The organism is Methylobacterium sp. 88A (assembly GCF_000376345.1).
GTDB classification, from domain to species: domain Bacteria; phylum Pseudomonadota; class Alphaproteobacteria; order Rhizobiales; family Beijerinckiaceae; genus Methylobacterium; species Methylobacterium bullatum.
This window is the reverse complement of sequence record NZ_AQVT01000003.1, coordinates 1-17100: the sequence shown is the minus strand read 5'-3', so window position 1 is coordinate 17100 and position 17100 is coordinate 1. Positions and strand designations below refer to the sequence as shown.

Here is a 17100-nt window from a genome sequence, read left to right as displayed (position 1 = left end):
CCTAGCCCTGAGCGGCCCTGATGGTGGGTCGAGACCCTGTAATAGGCAATGAACTTGTCGCGACCCATGGCGGCCTCACCGCGGCTTCACAAGATCTGCAACGGTCTTGGCTGACCGTAGTCGGGCTATCGAGGTATATCGGGGTCCCTGCATGGCCCCTTGCGTCGCATCACCGAAGGGAATTGGGCCGATTGGTTGAGCTGGCTCGGAGAAGCGCAGCATGTATTTGCCGCTCTCCCCGTAAGGCTCGATTGCTGCCACCGGAGCGACGTGGGTCACAGCCGAGATCGGCTGCGTCTGGTAGGCCGCGATGTATTTGATCCTGGGCAGCATCCCGCGCGCAATTCGTATGGCGCGCCAGGCATTCTCCCCAAGGAAGACTTCCTCGAAGCCTTCCTTCTGAGCAGGCACCACGACGGTATCGACATCGTCGGTCTCGCTACCAGCTGGTGCGCTTGGTGGAGCGACGATGGCCGACGTTTCGGGTGACCGTGCCATAGGCGTGGCAACTGCCTTCGGTCGTTCGAAGGCGCGTAGACCCGCAAGCGGAAGGATCTGTAGGACCTCTTTCAGGAAGCCCTGAGTGTCCGCCTTTTCGGCCTCAGACAAAGCCGGCTCCTGGGGAGTGTTGCCGTTATCGAGATGACTGCGCTTGGCGCTCTGGGCACGGTTGATAAGCGCATACTCGAGCCAGGTGATGTGAGCTCGGTTCAGGCCGCCATTCGCGGCATTCGAGACGAACGTGATCGCCCACTCCCAAAAGTCCTTTTTCTGAGCATGCTCGTCGATCCTGTTCCGAATGCCATCCCCCTGCCCGATGTAGAGGGTCGGCAGGTCGTCGTCAGTCGTATGCCCCACCAGGATGTAGACGCCCGTCTTCCCGAACTCGGCTCTTGTCCGCACCCGAAACCAGTGCTCGCGCGGGAACGCGATACCGAGACCGGTCCAGTTCAAGCGGTCGATGATACGCACGCCTTCCGGATCACCATCGGGAACGAAAACGCGGATGGTAAAAGGGTCGGCCATGTGTCGCATTCTCTTGAACGAACGTTCAACAGAATGATACGGAACGCTTGGGCTTCGTCAAGAAGCGCAACCGTCGCCATCTTCAAATTTGATTTACAAACTATTTTATAAAAATAACTTTACAAACTAAATTCACAAACTATCTTCTTCAACATGAGCTGCACCCGGTGGCTCTGAACCGAAAGCGCCCCATGGTCCCCCTCGCCAAGCCAACTGCTGAAACCTCGCAGACCATGATGGATTACCCCCCACCCACCTGGCTGAAGCACACTCCTATTTTTATGGTGCCCTACGCCCCGTTCGATGGGCCCTATAGCGCCGACACCGACGCTAAATACCTCTCCATTGGTCAAGCTCAATGGAGATACCCTAATGATCCTGATGCCTTATCTGCAAAGGTCTGGCGCAATCCAGATAATAAGTGGAGTCGAATGAGCGAGGAACTTCCGCTACACAGGCTTGTCGATCTCTGCACTCTTCTTGTAAAAACATTCTATCAAACTCATGCGACTAATGCTTTGAAGCCTACTGCTATCATCGCTGCGGATACATTTGAAAACCAGAAGGAGCAGATTGAGCTTCGGCGAATGGCAGATGTGCCTCTAGGCTTCGGTCAAGAAAGCGAGCGAGTGAAAAGCCGCTTGAGGAAGCTTCGAGACGAGCTACAAGCCGCTGACCTGGAATAAAGATCTTCACCTGCCAGCAGTTGCCTAATTGGTGACTGCTGGTGATCTGCGCGCAGATCATCGTGTGGTAAAGCATTCAAGACATAATTATTATCTAATAAAAAAATTAGGTGATAAATTATGCAGTCTGTTAAGAATCAATTGGTGGAATAAAAAATGAAAAATGTCATTTATACAGTAGTATTTTTATTGTATGTGACGCAAGCTAATGCAGATTGGCAGTATACCCGCTGGGGTATGACGGTGGATGAGGTGAATGAAGCTTCAGGGAAAAGCTTAACAACATATAGAGACGATAGTGAAGCTAAATCTAATAATCAAAGCCTTCTTATAGGTGGATATAAATCTGATGATATTCACTTTAATGCGTATTTTAGGTTTGGAAAGACATCAAAATTATTAGAAACAATTATATTAAAGGCTGCCCCAAAACTATGTGGCAGAGTAGAAAGTCGTCTTATACAGACTTATGGTAAGCCATTTAAGACTGATAATATTGATAAAGTTCTTGTTTCTCATCAATGGTTCGATAGAGTAAACAATAACAAAGTCGATTTTATTGCACATACAGGTCGATGTGATGTAAGTTATGAGCCGCTACCTATGCCTGGTGCTAAGGGTGGTCTTTGATAACAAAATGACTTTACCTTGTCGCTCAGTCTGAGCGGGAGCGACAAGGGAAGAACCCGGCTTCAGGTAGAGAAAGCTGCGATCACCGGTCGCGACCTCGGTCACATGGTCGATTACATCCATGAGCTCACCGAGGCTCCGGGGAGCTACGGCAGGCAGGCAGACGCTGCGTGCTGCTGTCCGTCCCGCAATGAGCTGGGCTTCAGTCAGTGCGTCGAAATCCGGGCGTCCCCGTCGCTTAGTGCTCATCGGGCTGAAACTCGTGAAGGTGGACGGAAGCGTTCTGCCTCGGACTGCCAAGCGTCCCGCTGCTCGACGAGCTCAGCAAGCTGTGCTCGCAAAGCCAATATCTCGGCGTGAAGCTCTCCCCCATCGACTGCGAGCTCGATGCACTCGTCCTGGAGATGAGCTAGTTGGAGACGCAGCTCACTGTTCTCGATCGCGAGAGCGAGCAGCTCAGCCTCGTAGGGCGTGGTGTTCGTCATCATCGTCCATAGGAAGAGTCATAAGGGCTACCTTCGGCACCAGAGGTCCGAACAAGGCAGCAAGCACGTCCTCGAGCGTAGCTAGCTGACGGAACTGCTTGCCGGGCACCTCTCGATGGTTTTGCCGGATTGGCCGGACACCCTCCTTGTTTCGGGTCGGACGTCGCGGATTTGCGTAACCGTCGAGCTGCGGCAAGGGCTCACCTGGCTCTCCTCCGAACCAGAAAAAGGGGCCCATCTCCAGGTCCGCCTGCACCTTGATCCAAATCACGCACCCGCTCGGCTTCTCGGCGAGTGAGGCTGCAATCGAAACTGAACCAGGCTTGGCCGCTGATCCGGTCTTGAACTGGATGTGTCGAACAATGCGCCCGCGAGCGAGAACCAGATCATAGCCGTGGGCATCGAACTCGGAGCGTAGGACTTCGACGTCGTAGATCCCGAGACGCCAGAGCGACCGCAGTGTGTCGCCGACGAACACGTGCTCGACGATCCGCTCGCGGAGCGTCGAATGGTGGAAGTGAGCTGTCGCATCCATCATCTTGTGCGCCCTCACCCAACCAGCCGGCGCCACCAGGATCGTGCGTGCATCACTGCGAGGTTTCCCTCTGCCGCATCAAGCTGGGCCTGCAACTCGCACTCACGCACCTTGGCATCCTCGACGGTTCTGCCGGCCAGATCCGTCTCAGCTGCCATCCGCTCACGTAAATCCATCAGCTCAGTCAGGTGCTGCTCCTGAAGAGCAGCAAGACGCTCCTCGATGGCCTTCAGTTCGGTCTGAGCGATTGCAGTGTCCCGTTGGGCCTCGGCTCGCATGCGCTCAGCCTCGATCAGCCGGTCGGTCATCGCTTGCGACTGTAATGTGAGTTGAGAAACCACGGCAACCAACGCCTCTAAGTCGTTGGTATCTTTGCGTTGGGTCTCGTGTTGGGGTGGGAGCGTGGGCTCCCTATCCGCTGGATTGTTGGGAGGAGAGCGTTGGGGTTTGATGGGACCCACACGGAGCTCTTCAGCGGGCATCTCGACCCGGACGATATCTTGAGGGTGGTTGCCCGGGATGAGACGCCAATCACCCTTCGCGGCACGACGCTTCGCCTTGATACGTGCACCCTCGATGCCGATCCCGAAGCGCTCGGCAATCTCACGATATGTGACTTGAACGAGCTCCACCGCAGCCATCCCAACGTCCTCGATCTGATCGGAGGCCAACGTTGGTAGGTGAGGGGTAGCCCACGCAGGGAGGAGCCTGTTGGCACCGCTGTCGTGAAGGGAGCCCCTCAACAGATGCGTGCCCCTCCTGACGTTGGGGGGTGTTTGGTTGACGAAACGTTAACGAAAACTTCGTCGACGGAGGCGGAAGAGCTTCAATCGAGTTGTCGCTTTGCGCAGCAGTTTCACATCGTGTGTCGAGGGAGAGGAGCTTGAAGCCGTCTTCCGACGTGTCGCTCGGACGAGGCAAAACTGCCTCAGGCCGCCATAAGACTTTTGCTTGACGTGAGGGTAGCGTGCCTGAGGTTGACCGACTCGACGGCAACCTTCACGGTTAACAATTCGGCGCAGGTGCGCCCGGAGATCACTGCAACGAGCCGCTGACGCCCAAAACGAGAGAAGCCCCCTAACCCGCTTGCCGGCGGATCGGAGGGCTTCTGAAATCGGTGTGGTTTTGAAGGAACCTAAGCAGTCCTCAAAATCTCACGCACGGCCCCGGCCGTCAAGGGAGAAGGTGACTTCTCTCGACGAGATCGTTTGTCCTGACGCGGCCCCATGATGGGGCGAGACGTGTTTGTGAACCAGATCGAGGCTGCGATTGCGGTGGCCTCTTCGACGGCGCTTGTCGAACTCAACCGGGCCATATGGTCCGGCCTGTCCTCTGGCGCCTTAAGCGAGGACGACGCGCAACGCCTGGCCGAGGCCATCCACGCGCGCCAGGTGGTCGCCAAGACCCTACGGGAACCCGTAGGTGGTGCGGGCCGCGGGCCGACGCTCTTCTCTCCTCGTCGCACCCAACGTCCGCCAGAGCGCTCCGTCGCGATCGAGCGGCGCCGGTCTCTGGCCGCGACGGGTGTCATGCCGCCCGCGCTGGCCGCGCGCTTCACCACGTCCGAGCTTGCGGTTCTCAAGATCGTCGCCGACGAGGTGCACACCCGCGGTTCGTGCCGGCTGTTCCTCGACGCCATCGCGGCCCGCGCCGGCACCTCGCGCAGCACGGCTAAGAACGCCCTGCGCCAGGCCCGGACCCTCGGCCTCATCGAGATCACCGAGCGCCGGCAGCACGGTGCCAAGAGCCTGTCGAACGTCGTCACGATCGTCGACCGCGAGTGGTCCGCTTGGATGAAGCGCGGACCAGGCATAGGGGGCAAAAAATTCGCCCCGACCGATACAAGTAGTTTTCGAGAAGGGAAGAAGGCGGGTTCGTGGTGTCAGAATCTCAACGGGCGCGAGCCGGTCGAGAGATTCGCACAACGATCCGTGAGGGCTGGAGCCATGTTCTAGGGGTATGCAGCCGTTTGGCAGAACGGACGCTTAGTCGTCTACCTTGAACGCCTTCAGGAGCACCGCTTCGTCGTCGACTTCTGGCGCGAGTCGTAGCTCGTGGCGCGTCTTGGCGATGACGTGCGCCTTGTAAAAGGCCACAGCCCGCTCGACGGCCTCGCCCTGCATCTTGAGGCGCAGGCCGACCTTGAGCGCTTCCACATCCGCGATCGTCTCAGCTCTGAGGCGTGTGCCGAACACAGTCCGGATTTCAGGCGCGGGTGGTCGACCCTTGCCGCGCTTCACTGATGCCTCGACCGGCGCCGGATCGAACGTCTCTGGCATGACTGCCAGGTCGACAACCAACTCGGCTGATGGCGGCTTCGGAACCGCTGACTTCGACTGAAACTTCGCCATGCTTACATCCGTTATTTTCCGCTAATTTCTACTTACAGGTTTGCTCGGTCAATGATGCTTTGGACCAACGCGTCTGCTCGCTCGGACAACCCCTTGAACCGGACCTCTGTCACAGCTTGGCCTTCGTTCTGCGCCTGGCGATATGCCGGCCGTTCGAGGAGGGCACCCGGCAGAACGTCGAAGCCTGCTTCGGCCATGTAGCCGCGAGCGAACGTCTCCTCGGCTTCTGTCCCGACTCGGACCAGAGCAATCGCGAGCTTGGATCGAGGGACGCCGGCCCTGACTAGGGAGTTGAAGACGATCGTCGCCGGTTCAAGATCGTCCACTGACGTGCTGGACGGCTGCACGACAAGGGCTGACCCCTTCGCGATCTCAAGCGTCCCAGCCGAGGCCCGTGCTGGTCCGTCAACAATGAGCAGGTCGACATATGCAGCTGCCTTGAAGGCGTCAGCTGCCGTTCTGAAGGGCTCGACGGGCACGACAGGTTCAAGACCTGCTGCCATTCGCCGTCGTGCCCAGTTCGTCGAGGTGCCTTGCTCAACATCAAGATCGGCGATCTTCACAGCGAGCCCGCTTGCTGCGGCCTCCCGCGCTAGCGCTCGTGCGAGTGTCGACTTTCCGACCCCACCCTTCTGCGAGATGAAGCCTATCACCGTCATCTACGTTAGCCCTTATCAACCGCTGATAATTTCTGCTTACAGAAAATCATGCAAAGGCGATAGCACTTGCGCATCGCAGCCACTTTATGGAGTGCACATTGCTAAAGGGCGGGACCTGTGTATATCTAAAAGGGGTCATTTAGATATGAGTAAAGACAGACACCCCTATGAACGACCAGGGACCTACGAGGAAGAAGCTCAAGCCGGCGATCGCATACGTTCGTGTATCGACCGAGAGGCAGGGACGGAGCGGGCACGGGCAGGAACTCCAGATGGTGGCGATCCGGGAGTTCGCCCGGCATGAGGGCTACGAGATTGTCAGAACGTTTAGCGATGTAGAGACCGGAATGAAGGAGGCGAGCATCCGAAACCGACCAGGCGTGCTGGACGCGATCAAGCTCTCTCGTGAAGAGGGAGCGACGATCTTGGTGGACGAGTTGGGTCGCTTCAGCAGGGACGTGAGCACCGTGCAAAAGATTGTTGCTCAGGGCCGCTTGAAGGTGATCGGCTGCCGGTCTGGTGAAGGGACCTCATACGCTTCCATCATGAGCATAGCTGCGCGTGCCCAGCGTGAGGGCGAGCAGATCAGCATCAGCACCAAAGCCGCTCTCCAGAAGCTCAAGGACCAAGGGGTGCCGCTCGGAAATCGCACGAACTTGGCTGAGGCTCGCTCTCTCGCTGTCACCGCTACCAAGGCCCGGGTCGACAAGCAGGTGCGTGAGCTGGCTCCGGTGATCGAGGATCTCCGCGACAGCGGATGCACAACCGCGAGAACCATCGCTGAGGGCTTGAACGCGAAGGGCTACCGGACCTCTCGCGGCATCGAGTGGACGGACAGAAACATCCGGCGCCTTCTCACCCAGATCGATGAGCGGAAGCAGGTGTCACAGGGCGAGCGCTACGCCGAGAACGAGCTCTGGGGTCGGTTCTGAGGGGCCTCCTCACCGAGTGGAAGTCCTAGAAGCCGGCGCAGCCCGCGAGAGCTGTGCCTTCTGTGCTCATAGAGAACCGGGCATCATCCTTGGCGCATGACGAGCGTCCAGCGATGGAAATCCGGCGCTTGGTGTCCACCCTTGAACGTCCGGGTGGGGTGGTGAGCAGACCCCGCCTGTTCGCCCAGAAGCGGACGCTCCGCATCCGACCCATTGCAGACGAGCGGTCACTTTGCCGGTAGAACGTCCTGCATGACGGAACACACGAGCATCCATGTGCGGCGCGCCGATCATGTCGGCTTCGCGGTCGGCTCCCTCGACGAGGCACTTCGGTTCTGGATCGATGGCCTCGGCGCACGCCTCGTGCGGACGGGCGAGATGGGGGGCGAGTTCCTCGGTCAGGTAACCGGAGCGCATGGGGCGAAGGTGCGCCTAGCGATCGTTTCGCTGGCGGATCAGACGATCGAACTCCTGGAGTATCAGGGTCCGGACCGACCAAGCGTGCCAGCCAAGCCGTTCGACCCAGGCTTCGCGCATCTGGCCCTTGTGGTCGATGACATCGACGCGCTCCTGGTGCGGATCGCCGCCTACGGCTGGAAGGCGCAAGGCACGCCGCAACCGATTGCGAGCGGTGCGCGGGCTGGAACGCGGGTGATCTACGCCGTTGGCCCTGACGGCGCGACGATCGAGTTCATGCAGCCGCCAGCTAGCGCCAAGGATCATTGATCCCGCCGGGCGGGTGTCCGCTTCCCACCCGGCCCGGACGTGGGGCGTCCTCAACCAAGCTGCTGCAAAGCAGACCTTCCGAGGGTCCGAGAAGGGTCGATACTGGAAGCACCAACCGTCAGATCTCCACCCCTAAGGAGCCCCTCAGAGCACTACTGGTGCCTTTGACGCTGCCTCCGGCCCCTCTGTGCCACTGGAGGGCGTCGGAACTGCATGAGCTTCCATGAGCCTCTCTTTCCCAGTTTCGCGAAAGAGCCCTACCGCGAAGAAGCGAACTTTAGCGGGACATCATGTTCTGGATCGGCGGTGGCGTATCTCATCAGAGGTGACATCTCCTACCGTCGAGGAGCAGCGCTGGATCGCATTAGAGCGTCACTGGCAGCCTTAACGCGTATGTCAGCTGCCTAGGAGCAGGCAGAACTGTTTGCAGCTGTATGAGCTTCTGAGGCCTTCTGCTTCTTGGTTTCGCTCTTTCGCGCTTGAGCGCTTCAGCGACAGACTTGCCACCGAAAGGGCCTCGACCCACCTGCCCTGTCCCATCATGACAGGAGGGAACATGACAGAGCCCAAGAAGCCAGAGATCCACAGCGACCGGACTCACCAGCAGAGCCACGAACTGGATGCCAACATCCAGGGAGGGGATAGCACCCATACTCGCGTGCACGGCGCAGACCTGAAGGTCCCTGATCCAAAGATCGACCATGATGCCAGCGTGGTTGAGAAGGCTCAGGAGAAGCCCGATGATCCAGACGCAGCAGCGAAGGACGGCCTCGCTTAACGTCAGACAAAGCCCTGCCTCGTGCAGGGCTTTTTGCATTTCGCGCTTGGGCGCTTCAGCGATTTCGCGGCAGTGATGCCCGGATGAGCTTCACTGCGGGCGGCACACGTCGAGCCGTCTCCACGTCCATCTTGCTCATGTGACAGGCACCGCGCTCGATGCCGAGTTCCTGGGCAAGGCGCTCGTAGGCGGTCTCCCGGTCCATGAGGCCTTCCTTCCAGAGCAGGTCGAGGGTGGTGTGGGCATTCCGACGAGCGACTATGCGGGCACGCATAGCTCTGTGGCTGGTCTCATCGCGCAAGGGCTTGTTGCCTCTCGACCAGAGTCCGCACGGCAGGCACCGATTCCTGATGCCGTGAATCGTCACCAGCTGGGTCGCCGGCTGACCGCAGTGAGGACAGAGGAGATCGCCGCCGGACATCTGTGGCTGAAGACCCTTGCTGAACGAGGACAGCTTGTCCGAAATTGTCCCACAAGGATCAATGCGAACAATCTGGACGGGACATTCAGGGGACATTTCTCGCAATCAGGATGTCCCGGAATGTCCCCTGAATGTCCCCTCGTTGTCCGCAAAATATGTCCCAAACGGCCAATGCGAACGCGATTTGAGGAAAATGTCCCACCCGACGGGAAGGCGTAGAGTTAGCAGGCCTCGAAATCGTCATGCTGGTCGCGAAATAGCGCATCATGCTGCTCGACGCGTGATCTGCACGCCGCTTCCAGGCCTTTCTCCTTGGGCTCAGATCAGCAAGTCCTTTTCACGCTGCCTATCCAAACAGATCGCCTTGATCCACGTTCGCCACGCCACTTCGCTCTATGGATCCCTCAAGGGCGCCCGCGAGGCTCAGCCTAGTTACATCGAGCGTTTGGCCAGCGCAGATCCGGCCTAGAAGATCCGCCTGAGCGGGCTCAAGGGCTACGAGACGACCAAGGACATGCAGCAGGTCCAGAAGATCACTGGTGTAGCTCGCCAGCCAGCCTTCAGGCTGCACCTGGTCGAGGGGGGATGGAGGCCGGCGATCACCGATGACAGGTCGGCTGCGGTCGCGGCGGCGATAGCTGAACCACTGCGGGACGATCTGCTTCCCGGAGACCTCGTAGGCCCAGACGCGCGGGTCGACGTTGTCGATGTAGCCCTTCCCAACATGGAGACGCCGGTGCTCGGACTCGTAACGCATCTCCTGCGGTAAGGGCTCAGGCGCTGGAGGAATTGCACCAGCGGAAGGGATTGTTGGCCCCTCGCCTATAGGTAGGCGTGGAGCACGAGCTGGACGGCCTGATGCTGGGTCGGCGAAGCGTTCGCCATAGCAGTGCAACCAGATTACCTCACGGCCCAATGTGACCGCTTCGGTGAACAAGACGGGGTCCGCTGTCAGCGGCACTCGGAGGCCTGGACGTGTGAGATCGGCAGCGAAGCGCTGAATGAAGGCTGGGTGGGCAAGGACAGCGGCGATGTAGGCCATCATGTCCTCGGAGCTGACCTCTCGTCGATAGGTCGCAGCCAAATATGTGAGCAATGCCGGCCGAACATTTGATTGCTCAGCCGCTCTATCACCCCAAAGCGGGTATGCTCGGCCGCCAAATGAACCTTTGTAGTGATGAAGATCTGGAATAAAGCCGGTAAAAGTAACCGCTGGTCCGGAAGATGGTGAATGCGCTTCAAATGCTGTTAGGTAGACTTGAGATGTCGAAAATATATCCCACAGAGTAGGATTTGCACGGTTGATGAGGCGGTTGTCAGGGACGATCCACTGCCGGTCGAATGATCGGAAGCCGTAGCGAGTAGGAGTGACACAGGACCCCTGATCCTCGCCGACAGCCATATGTCGGTGCTCATGACCGGTCAGGCCTTTGGCCGACCGCTTGCTGACGGTCTTGTCGCCGTTTTGGTGCGGGTAGAACAACCGATCCTGCTGATCCGATGACCTCTCACGTATCAGCCGTGTCCACCGATCCTCTAGCGAACCGGGATCCGGTGCGATCACCCAGGTGCGGCCAGGCATTACCCCTGAGCCGTCGTAGAGAAACAGCGCTGCGAGCTCTGGGTAGGTTGCCCATGCTCCTGCTGATGCCGAGAGGAAGGGATCGCGCCAGCCACTCGGCGCGTCGACCCATCCTCCATCATCGAGCGAGAGAGACGACAACGCCATGAACTTATCAGCTCGGCGTCCCTCAGGCAGAGCACGAAAGCGCACGTGAGCCGGCGTATTGGGGTCAGTTCCGGCCTTACGAGCGGCCAGGACGATACAGATGGGTTGCTGGACACCCTGGAAGATGCGTGTCGGCACGTCGGGCTGATGGCCCTCGGGTGAGCAATCGATGACCCAGATCTCGCTCGACTGGCGACGAAGGTCGTCGCGCATCTTCTGGAAGCCTGGTCCGTTCAGGAAGCCGGCGACCGTGATGTAACAGATGATGCCGGCCTGATCGGTTTCGACGATCCCGGTCGAGGCATTCAGTCCCGAACCAAACACCTTCCAAGTCGCCCACCGCCAGAAGTAGACGTAGAGGTTCTTGAGGTGCTTGGCATGTGCTGACACGCCCCAGGCTGCTGGTGATGACCACCGGTCGAGAGGTGCCTCACGACCATCCGATCCTTCCTCGATCCAGCCGCCGCGGCCTTTGGCCTTCTCCTTGTAGGGCGGGTTGCCGATAACGACTGTGATCGGCTGTCCGCGCTTCACTTGATTGGCTTCTCGGCGCGATTGACCGATCGGCTGTAGGATCTGAGGCAGACGCTCGTCCTCGACGAAGGGGTTGCCCAGGGTGTCAGTAATGAACAAGCGCAGCTTGGGCGCGACCGACGAACGGGTAAGCGTTTGCATCTCAGCAAGCAGCCGGAGCTGTGCCACTGCAAAGGGGCCGAACTGAAGCTCGAAGCCAACGAGCCGGTCAGCCGAGGCAGTTATTGCAGAGCCGACAGCGCCTGCTCCGTGATCGTTCTCCACGATGCGCGCGATGCGTCGGAGGACACCAAGGAGGAACGTGCCGGTGCCAACTGCAGGATCTGCGATGATGACATCGGGTGAGGCAAGGCCGAGTGGCCGGTCAAACCGTTCGGGACTCGTGAGCGCCTCATCGACAAGGCGCACCATCGCCTCGACCACTTCCGGCGGGGTGTAGTAGGAGCCAGTGCGCTTGCGCAGGGCGTTGTCGTAGACCTCCAGGAATTCCTCGTAGAAGTAGAGCCAGGCGTCTGGATCCCCACGGCTCACGGTCCCCCACTCGACGACATCGAGGACCCGGGTCAGGGTGGAGAGCGACGTTTGCAGCGCATCCTGGTTTCGATCATCGGCCAGGAGAAGGAGCGCTGTGCCGATCAAGGAGTTCGTGCGTCTCAGAACTTGAGCGGCGCCCTCGATGCCCTGGGCGAGGGGAATGCCGCGAGCGCGGGCGACGAGAAGGCCAAAGGTTACCGCCTGGGCGTAGCCGTCCGCGAATTCCGCATCACTGGCCTCAGGGAAGAGCAAGGAACGCCAGTCGATCGCGAGCTCCTTAAGAGCCGAACTCCCGGACTCCATCTGCTCGACGACCTCGTCACGTAGCAGCCGACAAAGTCGCGCAGACACGTCCGCCAGCTGCTTGGCCGTTCGCGCTGGCGTCGGCTTCCAGGCAAGGAAGTCCGTGATGAGGGCGAGGAGTGACGTGGGTGCGGAGAGTTCAGCGCCGGAGGTCTCAACGTCACCCTCTACGCGCACAACAGCACCAACGAGGATGCCGTCGCGCCAGAGGCTGAAGGCATTACCGTCGGTATAGAGGAGGTTTGGGAGGGCCTTGAGTTTCTCCCACTGGGCACGATCGTGTCCACGGAAACGCCGCGGATCTGCACCCTTTCCTGGTGCTTTGACCTCGATGAAGCCGATAAGCACGTTCCGGAGGGAGATCGCATAATCAGGACGAGTTCCAGTCCCTGCGAGTGTCGTTTCTCCGACGAGGGTCAACGTGTTGGGTGGGGTTCCCCCAAGCTCTGAGAGCGCGAGGATCAGGGCTTCGAGAGGAGCGCGTAGCTGATCCTCTGGGGCCCCGGTGATAGCTGTGCCGGCGAACTTCGCCTTCGTGGATCGCCCGAATGTCGAGAGAGCCTGCTGGAAGCGGTCCTGGTCGCTCAACTGCTCATCCCCACCCTTAGGGTCTTTCTGGTTGCACTAGGAGCTATCCTAATCCACTACCATGTCGCAATACGTTGTTGTAGTATGCCCCCATGAAAGTCGTTCGGCTGAAGCCCTACATCCGGGCGATGAAGGGCATGGGGCTGGATGAGATGACTGTGGCCGAGATCGAGGCGGTGATCGTCAGAGCTCCTGATGCTCACCCCATGATCAAGGGGCTGCGTGGAGCTCGTAAAGCCCGCTTCCCGCTACCGGGCCGAGGTAAGAGCGGAGGGGGCCGCACGATCTACTACGTCGCGATCGCGCCCGGCGTGCTCTTCATGATGACTGCCTACCCGAAGAACGAGCGAGACGATCTATCACCGGAGCAGCGCAAGGCGATCCTCGAGGCGATCGCGAGCATCAAAGGAGTCGAGCCATGACGCAGAGCACTCAGCAGGCCACTGGCTCCCAGGTCGGCGATGATCTGGTTGAGGCCTTTCAGGAGATGGCCGCTTATCTGCGTGGTGAGGTTGAGGCCCAGAGCTACGATGTGCCGGACGATCTCATCACCCCTGAGCGGGTGAAAGCGATCCGGCGAACAGTAGCTGCATCGACCAAAGAGTTTGAGCAGCGGTTCCGGATTTCGGCGAGGACGATGGAGTCCTATGAGCAAGGACGCCGCCGACCTGACGCAGCGATGCAAGCGCTCCTACGTGTCATCGAGCGTGAGCCAGATGCCGTGCGTCGAGCACTCGGATCTTAGATCGTTATGAGCAGTTTGCTCGAGTTGGCCGGGTGCTATGACGACGATCAACCGGCATAGCTTGAAAGCCTTGGAGCGTGAGCTATTTACAATGCAGAACCCATTTCTAGGCATACATCTAAATATTTCTCGCGAACTGATGATTTTAGGTTGAAGATACCATGAACACAAAAGACGATTTTGAGCGAATGCTGGTCGAGGGCGCTGACGCACTAAATGCGGCATTTCCCGATCTCTTCGATGCTATGATTGCAGCGGGTCGTGGTCCGACTGAAGCCGAGCTTGAGATGTTCAGGCGCGTAATGGGAACAGGATCGGACAACGAGTTCCGAAAGTTGTTCGCTTGTCATGCTAATATGAAGGGATCGACCCTTCTTGCGAACCATCTACCTTCGAATTCGTGACGTTTACCCACCGAATTTCTAGGAGAACAGGGCGGCACATAAGGGGTTCAGCGACACGCTGTTGTCTAGAGCACGTCTAGGATCGCATCAGAAGCTCGTTACCGACCTTCGGAGGATTAGCCCTCAGCGGACGCCTCTTTCTGGCTGATTGCTTGGATCAGGGCGTCGTTCTTCGTGGACCCATGTAGCCCATGGTGGATCTCGCGATGGCAGCTCGGACAGACTGCTCCCACGAACCGAGGATCGTCTGGACCGCCGTCGCTTAGGCGCCGGGTGTGATGAGGCTCGAGGTAGGGCTCGCCCCGCTGGGTGACGAAGGGGGCAGGCTGATTGCAGCTCTCACAAATTCCAGCCGCTCGAGCGAGCACGTAGCGGCGAACAGCTGCTGAGCGTCTGTAGAGGCTGCGACGCGCTGCTGTGCCAGTGACCTGCGGCGTAGACCGGGCTGCCTCTAGGGCTCGCGCTCGTAGACCGGCAAGGTCAACGCCGAGATCAAGCTCTTCGATCGGCTCCTCGTCCTTGACCGGCTCACCGACGTTCGCAAGGACTAGCTCGAAGACGATGGCAGAGCGCGACCTGCTAAATCGATCTGTTCTTATCTCGTGGCTGTAGCCGGCGCATTCGAACTGGCCGAGGAAGCGCACGCCTTCTCGGCCGTGCGTGTGGAAGATCAGGAGGTCCTTACCGTCGACAAGGTGATCCCGGATCGCGCGGTTCCCGCGCTCGAACACCATGTCGCCGACCTGGCCCTCTCCGAAGTAGCGGAGCACGCCCTCAGATGACCAACCATCGGCATAGCCGTGCTGCTCGCCACTTGAGCCCGTGAAGGCGATGATGACGGGATGCAGCCTCGGCGTGCAGATGCCACCCTGCTCCTGGCCCCCATAAATGGCGTGGATGTCTCTGCGGCGGTTGTAGACTTGCTGTTCTTGGAAAGGGCCCCATGGCATCGGCCATCCTCACATCCAAGCGCGGGTATCGGGCCCCACGTCCGCCCTCTACCAGTTGCTCGGTTTCTGGATCGTTCCATTTGCGTCAGCGAACGTATCCGGAAATTGAGATGTTGAGAGGTGATGCAGCCGAGGATCAGCTTTGAAATTTGCTAGTCCCTTCAGCTCGACACTACCCTTCTTCCGAGGAGGAATAAGGCCAATTGTGAGCCCCTCGGTCTTAGCAAGTTGGATAGGAGTAAGGAGGTCTGAATCATTCGAGACGATGACTGCGCATTCGCAAGAGCCTTTGTAGGCATCGCGAAGCAGATAGGCAGCCAGATTTACGTCCGACCCCTTCTCCTCAGTCTTGAGGATGTAATCCGTCACGACCTTACCAGTCTCGTCGAGCTTCGGAACTGGTTTACCGGTTGGATCTCGTAGCCACCTCCTGGGATCGGTCGGGTCCGACTCAACAAGCGGCTGCCGCGTGACCGAGCTCAAGAAATTCCCGAAATGCACCTCAACGCGAGGAAGAGTCGCTAGAGCTCTTATGTAAGCGAGCTGCCGAGCGGGCTGGTCGAGATCGTGCGGGCGCGGATCCACCTTCGCCGTGAAGTAGTATATGCGCTCGACCGTGTTCCGAGGCAGAATTTGGTCACAAAATCGCTCAAGATCTAACCACTTGTAAGCGGTCCCTTTGAGCCGTCCATAATAGAAATTGAAACCGTCTATATAGACGTTCGTTTGCACGCCTTCACGGTCCCAGAAAGTGCTACGGCGGGCTTTCGCCCGCCGCGCGCCCGGAAGCCGAAGCCGCCGGGGGAGTAGATAGCCCTCTATATGACCCTGTTTAAGAAAGGGTCAAGGCCAATTTTCGGCTGCATGGTAGTGCTCAGGAACTGCCTGGGTTGGCACGACGGATAGCGCATAGCAGCTAGCGCCCAAGGAGATGGAGCTGCGCGATTATAGCCTGCTCGGACGAGCTGCGCGGTCAGCGCTCTGGAATGTCGGAGGCGCCGAACACCGCATCGGCGATCTGGCCCGTAACCGCGCCCACCGTGTCAGCGTCGCCTACGAGGTTGACGGCGAGCACTAGCGCATCTTCGAAGCTCCCAGCCTGCTCCGTGCACCAGAGCGCTGCCTCGAGTGTGTCGATCACATAGCCGGTCGAACGGATCTTCGAGCGAGGCTTTCCACGCCAAGCACCTGCGGCAATGGCTTGGACCTTCGGTGTGCCGTCCCAGGTGCGGGAGCGCAGCGCTTGCTTGCCGGCGCCCTGAATTGCCTCGCGCAGGATCAGCACGAACAGGTTGCAGGCCTCGACATCCTCGATGGCTCCATGGGTGGTGCGGCTCTGCTCTTGGGCGATCCGAGTGGCGGGTGCGGCGTCGTCGAGGGCCCAGATCGCCACTGGCGCGATCCGCATGAGCGAGCCGTTGCCGGCGCTGTCTTTGTCCTCGGAACCGGCGAAGGGGTCGTGGTGTTCAGCGTGCGCGAGCCAGAACCCGCTGCACCTGCGTAGCCGACCACGATACCCCTCCCCGTGCGGTTGGGATCCCGCGCGAACTGAGGGCATTCGCGATCTCTCGAAGTGATGATGCCCCTGAAGCGCGAACGTCCTTGATGGTCTCGGCGAGATCGAGCGCCCGTGCGTCAGCGATGCGGGTGCGTGCTGCTCGGCCTCGTTCGCGTCCAACATCTTGACGCTGTAGATTGTCTGGGGTGCCGAGCTTCTTACCTCGCGCCTTGGCGGCGGCCAGCGCCTTGCGCGTGCGATCCCCAATAAGGCCCGCCTCCAGCTCGGCCACAGCGACCATCTGCTGGAGCATGAACCGTCCGGTCGGGCCCTCGATCTGCGGTAGGTCACAGAACCTGACCTCGACCCCAGCCTCGAGAAGGCGCGAGAGGAATGCCACGGACCGGGTGAGGCGCGAGACGTTCGCGACGATCAATGTGGCACCTCTGATCCGGCACTGTGTCAGTGCCTTGGCCAGCTCGGGCCGTTCTAATGAGCGGCCGCTCTCCACCTCGGTGAACTCGCCGACGAGGCTCCAAGAGCCGCCGTTCAGGAAGGAGCGCACTGTCTCCTGTTGGGCCTCAAG

The 17100-nt window shown here is 59.4% G+C and carries 20 protein-coding genes; 9 read left to right on the top strand and 11 right to left on the bottom strand.

All coding sequences use genetic code 11. From position 1 onward, the window contains the following. Positions 1-75 precede the first annotated feature (75 nt). Complete coding sequence (locus tag A3OM_RS0123165) at positions 76-1026, bottom strand: GIY-YIG nuclease family protein (protein ID WP_018046185.1); 951 nt, start codon at positions 1024-1026, stop codon at positions 76-78. 191 nt (positions 1027-1217) lie between these two features. Between A3OM_RS0123165 and A3OM_RS26000 the strand changes: the two genes are divergently transcribed. Continuing rightward, entirely contained in the window at positions 1218-1712 is a 495-nt protein-coding gene (locus tag A3OM_RS26000) for a DUF6530 family protein (RefSeq protein ID WP_157196593.1), read from the top strand. 156 nt (positions 1713-1868) lie between these two features. Then, entirely contained in the window at positions 1869-2342 is a 474-nt protein-coding gene (locus A3OM_RS25995) for a hypothetical protein (RefSeq protein ID WP_157196592.1), read from the top strand. A gap of 456 nt (positions 2343-2798) precedes the next feature. Here A3OM_RS25995 and A3OM_RS0123155 read toward each other — a convergent pair whose 3' ends face one another. Beyond that, positions 2799-3365, bottom strand: a complete 567-nt coding sequence (locus A3OM_RS0123155; RefSeq protein WP_043765431.1) for a hypothetical protein — start codon at positions 3363-3365, stop codon at positions 2799-2801. 11 nt (positions 3366-3376) lie between these two features. Then, positions 3377-4003 (bottom strand): hypothetical protein, encoded by a 627-nt coding sequence (locus A3OM_RS0123150; RefSeq protein ID WP_157196591.1) that lies wholly within the window; start codon positions 4001-4003, stop codon positions 3377-3379. Positions 4004-4609: 606 nt separating this feature from the next. On the opposite strand from A3OM_RS0123150, the gene A3OM_RS24660 reads away from it, so the two are divergent. Next, positions 4610-5317, top strand: a complete 708-nt coding sequence (locus A3OM_RS24660; protein ID WP_198290869.1) for a hypothetical protein — start codon at positions 4610-4612, stop codon at positions 5315-5317. 30 nt (positions 5318-5347) lie between these two features. Here the strand turns inward: A3OM_RS24660 and A3OM_RS25560 are convergent, their stop codons facing one another. Beyond that, positions 5348-5713, bottom strand: coding sequence for a hypothetical protein (locus A3OM_RS25560; RefSeq protein WP_081612771.1), 366 nt, complete (start codon positions 5711-5713; stop codon positions 5348-5350). A gap of 32 nt (positions 5714-5745) precedes the next feature. Beyond that, positions 5746-6372: a P-loop NTPase gene (locus A3OM_RS0123135; protein WP_018046179.1), complete on the bottom strand. Its 627-nt coding sequence runs from the start codon at positions 6370-6372 to the stop codon at positions 5746-5748. Between the two features lie 167 nt (positions 6373-6539). On the opposite strand from A3OM_RS0123135, the gene A3OM_RS0123130 reads away from it, so the two are divergent. The 3 genes from A3OM_RS0123130 to A3OM_RS0123120 all read left to right on the top strand — a co-directional run bounded on the left by A3OM_RS0123130 (position 6540) and on the right by A3OM_RS0123120 (position 8808). Next, positions 6540-7304 carry a recombinase family protein gene (locus A3OM_RS0123130; protein ID WP_018046178.1) on the top strand — a complete coding sequence of 255 codons (765 nt, stop codon included), beginning with the start codon at positions 6540-6542 and terminating at the stop codon, positions 7302-7304. Positions 7305-7556: 252 nt separating this feature from the next. Next, a complete protein-coding gene (locus tag A3OM_RS0123125; protein WP_018046177.1) occupies positions 7557-8030 on the top strand; it encodes a VOC family protein in 474 nt (157 codons plus the stop codon). 556 nt (positions 8031-8586) lie between these two features. Beyond that, positions 8587-8808 (top strand): hypothetical protein, encoded by a 222-nt coding sequence (locus tag A3OM_RS0123120; RefSeq protein ID WP_018046176.1) that lies wholly within the window; start codon positions 8587-8589, stop codon positions 8806-8808. Between the two features lie 55 nt (positions 8809-8863). Here A3OM_RS0123120 and A3OM_RS26685 read toward each other — a convergent pair whose 3' ends face one another. After that, positions 8864-9082 carry a zinc-finger-containing protein gene (locus A3OM_RS26685; protein ID WP_018046175.1) on the bottom strand — a complete coding sequence of 73 codons (219 nt, stop codon included), beginning with the start codon at positions 9080-9082 and terminating at the stop codon, positions 8864-8866. A gap of 493 nt (positions 9083-9575) precedes the next feature. Further along, positions 9576-12917 (bottom strand): type ISP restriction/modification enzyme, encoded by a 3342-nt coding sequence (locus tag A3OM_RS0123110; RefSeq protein ID WP_018046174.1) that lies wholly within the window; start codon positions 12915-12917, stop codon positions 9576-9578. Positions 12918-13009: 92 nt separating this feature from the next. Here A3OM_RS0123110 and A3OM_RS0123105 point away from each other — a divergent pair, with 92 nt between their 5' ends. The 3 genes from A3OM_RS0123105 to A3OM_RS26230 all read left to right on the top strand — a co-directional run bounded on the left by A3OM_RS0123105 (position 13010) and on the right by A3OM_RS26230 (position 14066). Beyond that, positions 13010-13339, top strand: a complete 330-nt coding sequence (locus A3OM_RS0123105) for a type II toxin-antitoxin system RelE/ParE family toxin (protein WP_018046173.1) — start codon at positions 13010-13012, stop codon at positions 13337-13339. Continuing rightward, positions 13336-13662, top strand: a complete 327-nt coding sequence (locus A3OM_RS0123100) for a transcriptional regulator (protein WP_018046172.1) — start codon at positions 13336-13338, stop codon at positions 13660-13662. The genes A3OM_RS0123105 and A3OM_RS0123100 overlap by 4 nt, the downstream gene beginning before the upstream one ends. Before the next feature lie 161 nt (positions 13663-13823). Next, entirely contained in the window at positions 13824-14066 is a 243-nt protein-coding gene (locus tag A3OM_RS26230; protein WP_198290868.1) for a hypothetical protein, read from the top strand. Positions 14067-14182: 116 nt separating this feature from the next. Here A3OM_RS26230 and A3OM_RS24655 read toward each other — a convergent pair whose 3' ends face one another. The 4 genes from A3OM_RS24655 to A3OM_RS24645 form a co-directional block, all read right to left on the bottom strand. Continuing rightward, complete coding sequence (locus A3OM_RS24655) at positions 14183-14836, bottom strand: HNH endonuclease (RefSeq protein WP_198290867.1); 654 nt, start codon at positions 14834-14836, stop codon at positions 14183-14185. 228 nt (positions 14837-15064) lie between these two features. Beyond that, positions 15065-15748: an NYN domain-containing protein gene (locus A3OM_RS25550; RefSeq protein WP_157196589.1), complete on the bottom strand. Its 684-nt coding sequence runs from the start codon at positions 15746-15748 to the stop codon at positions 15065-15067. A gap of 241 nt (positions 15749-15989) precedes the next feature. Beyond that, entirely contained in the window at positions 15990-16424 is a 435-nt protein-coding gene (locus A3OM_RS24650) for an ADP-ribosylglycohydrolase family protein (protein WP_018046170.1), read from the bottom strand. A gap of 58 nt (positions 16425-16482) precedes the next feature. Further along, the coding region (locus A3OM_RS24645; protein WP_018046169.1) for a recombinase family protein at positions 16483-17100 on the bottom strand (618 nt) is incomplete at its 5' end.

What these genes read in the sequence shown, in the direction of transcription:
- A3OM_RS25995 (WP_157196592.1), top strand. Translation starts at nt 1,869, where the DNA reads ATGAAAAATGTCATTTATACAGTAGTATTTTTATTGTATGTGACGCAA.
- A3OM_RS0123150 (WP_157196591.1), bottom strand. Translation starts at nt 4,003, where the DNA reads ATGGCTGCGGTGGAGCTCGTTCAAGTCACATATCGTGAGATTGCCGAG.
- A3OM_RS0123105 (WP_018046173.1), top strand. Translation starts at nt 13,010, where the DNA reads ATGAAAGTCGTTCGGCTGAAGCCCTACATCCGGGCGATGAAGGGCATG.
- A3OM_RS0123155 (WP_043765431.1), bottom strand. Translation starts at nt 3,365, where the DNA reads ATGATGGATGCGACAGCTCACTTCCACCATTCGACGCTCCGCGAGCGG.
- A3OM_RS26230 (WP_198290868.1), top strand. Translation starts at nt 13,824, where the DNA reads ATGAACACAAAAGACGATTTTGAGCGAATGCTGGTCGAGGGCGCTGAC.
- A3OM_RS0123165 (WP_018046185.1), bottom strand. Translation starts at nt 1,026, where the DNA reads ATGGCCGACCCTTTTACCATCCGCGTTTTCGTTCCCGATGGTGATCCG.
- A3OM_RS0123125 (WP_018046177.1), top strand. Translation starts at nt 7,557, where the DNA reads ATGACGGAACACACGAGCATCCATGTGCGGCGCGCCGATCATGTCGGC.
- A3OM_RS0123130 (WP_018046178.1), top strand. Translation starts at nt 6,540, where the DNA reads ATGAACGACCAGGGACCTACGAGGAAGAAGCTCAAGCCGGCGATCGCA.
- A3OM_RS24650 (WP_018046170.1), bottom strand. Translation starts at nt 16,424, where the DNA reads ATGCGGATCGCGCCAGTGGCGATCTGGGCCCTCGACGACGCCGCACCC.
- A3OM_RS25560 (WP_081612771.1), bottom strand. Translation starts at nt 5,713, where the DNA reads ATGGCGAAGTTTCAGTCGAAGTCAGCGGTTCCGAAGCCGCCATCAGCC.
- A3OM_RS0123135 (WP_018046179.1), bottom strand. Translation starts at nt 6,372, where the DNA reads ATGACGGTGATAGGCTTCATCTCGCAGAAGGGTGGGGTCGGAAAGTCG.
- A3OM_RS0123120 (WP_018046176.1), top strand. Translation starts at nt 8,587, where the DNA reads ATGACAGAGCCCAAGAAGCCAGAGATCCACAGCGACCGGACTCACCAG.
- A3OM_RS26000 (WP_157196593.1), top strand. Translation starts at nt 1,218, where the DNA reads ATGGTCCCCCTCGCCAAGCCAACTGCTGAAACCTCGCAGACCATGATG.
- A3OM_RS26685 (WP_018046175.1), bottom strand. Translation starts at nt 9,082, where the DNA reads ATGCGTGCCCGCATAGTCGCTCGTCGGAATGCCCACACCACCCTCGAC.
- A3OM_RS0123100 (WP_018046172.1), top strand. Translation starts at nt 13,336, where the DNA reads ATGACGCAGAGCACTCAGCAGGCCACTGGCTCCCAGGTCGGCGATGAT.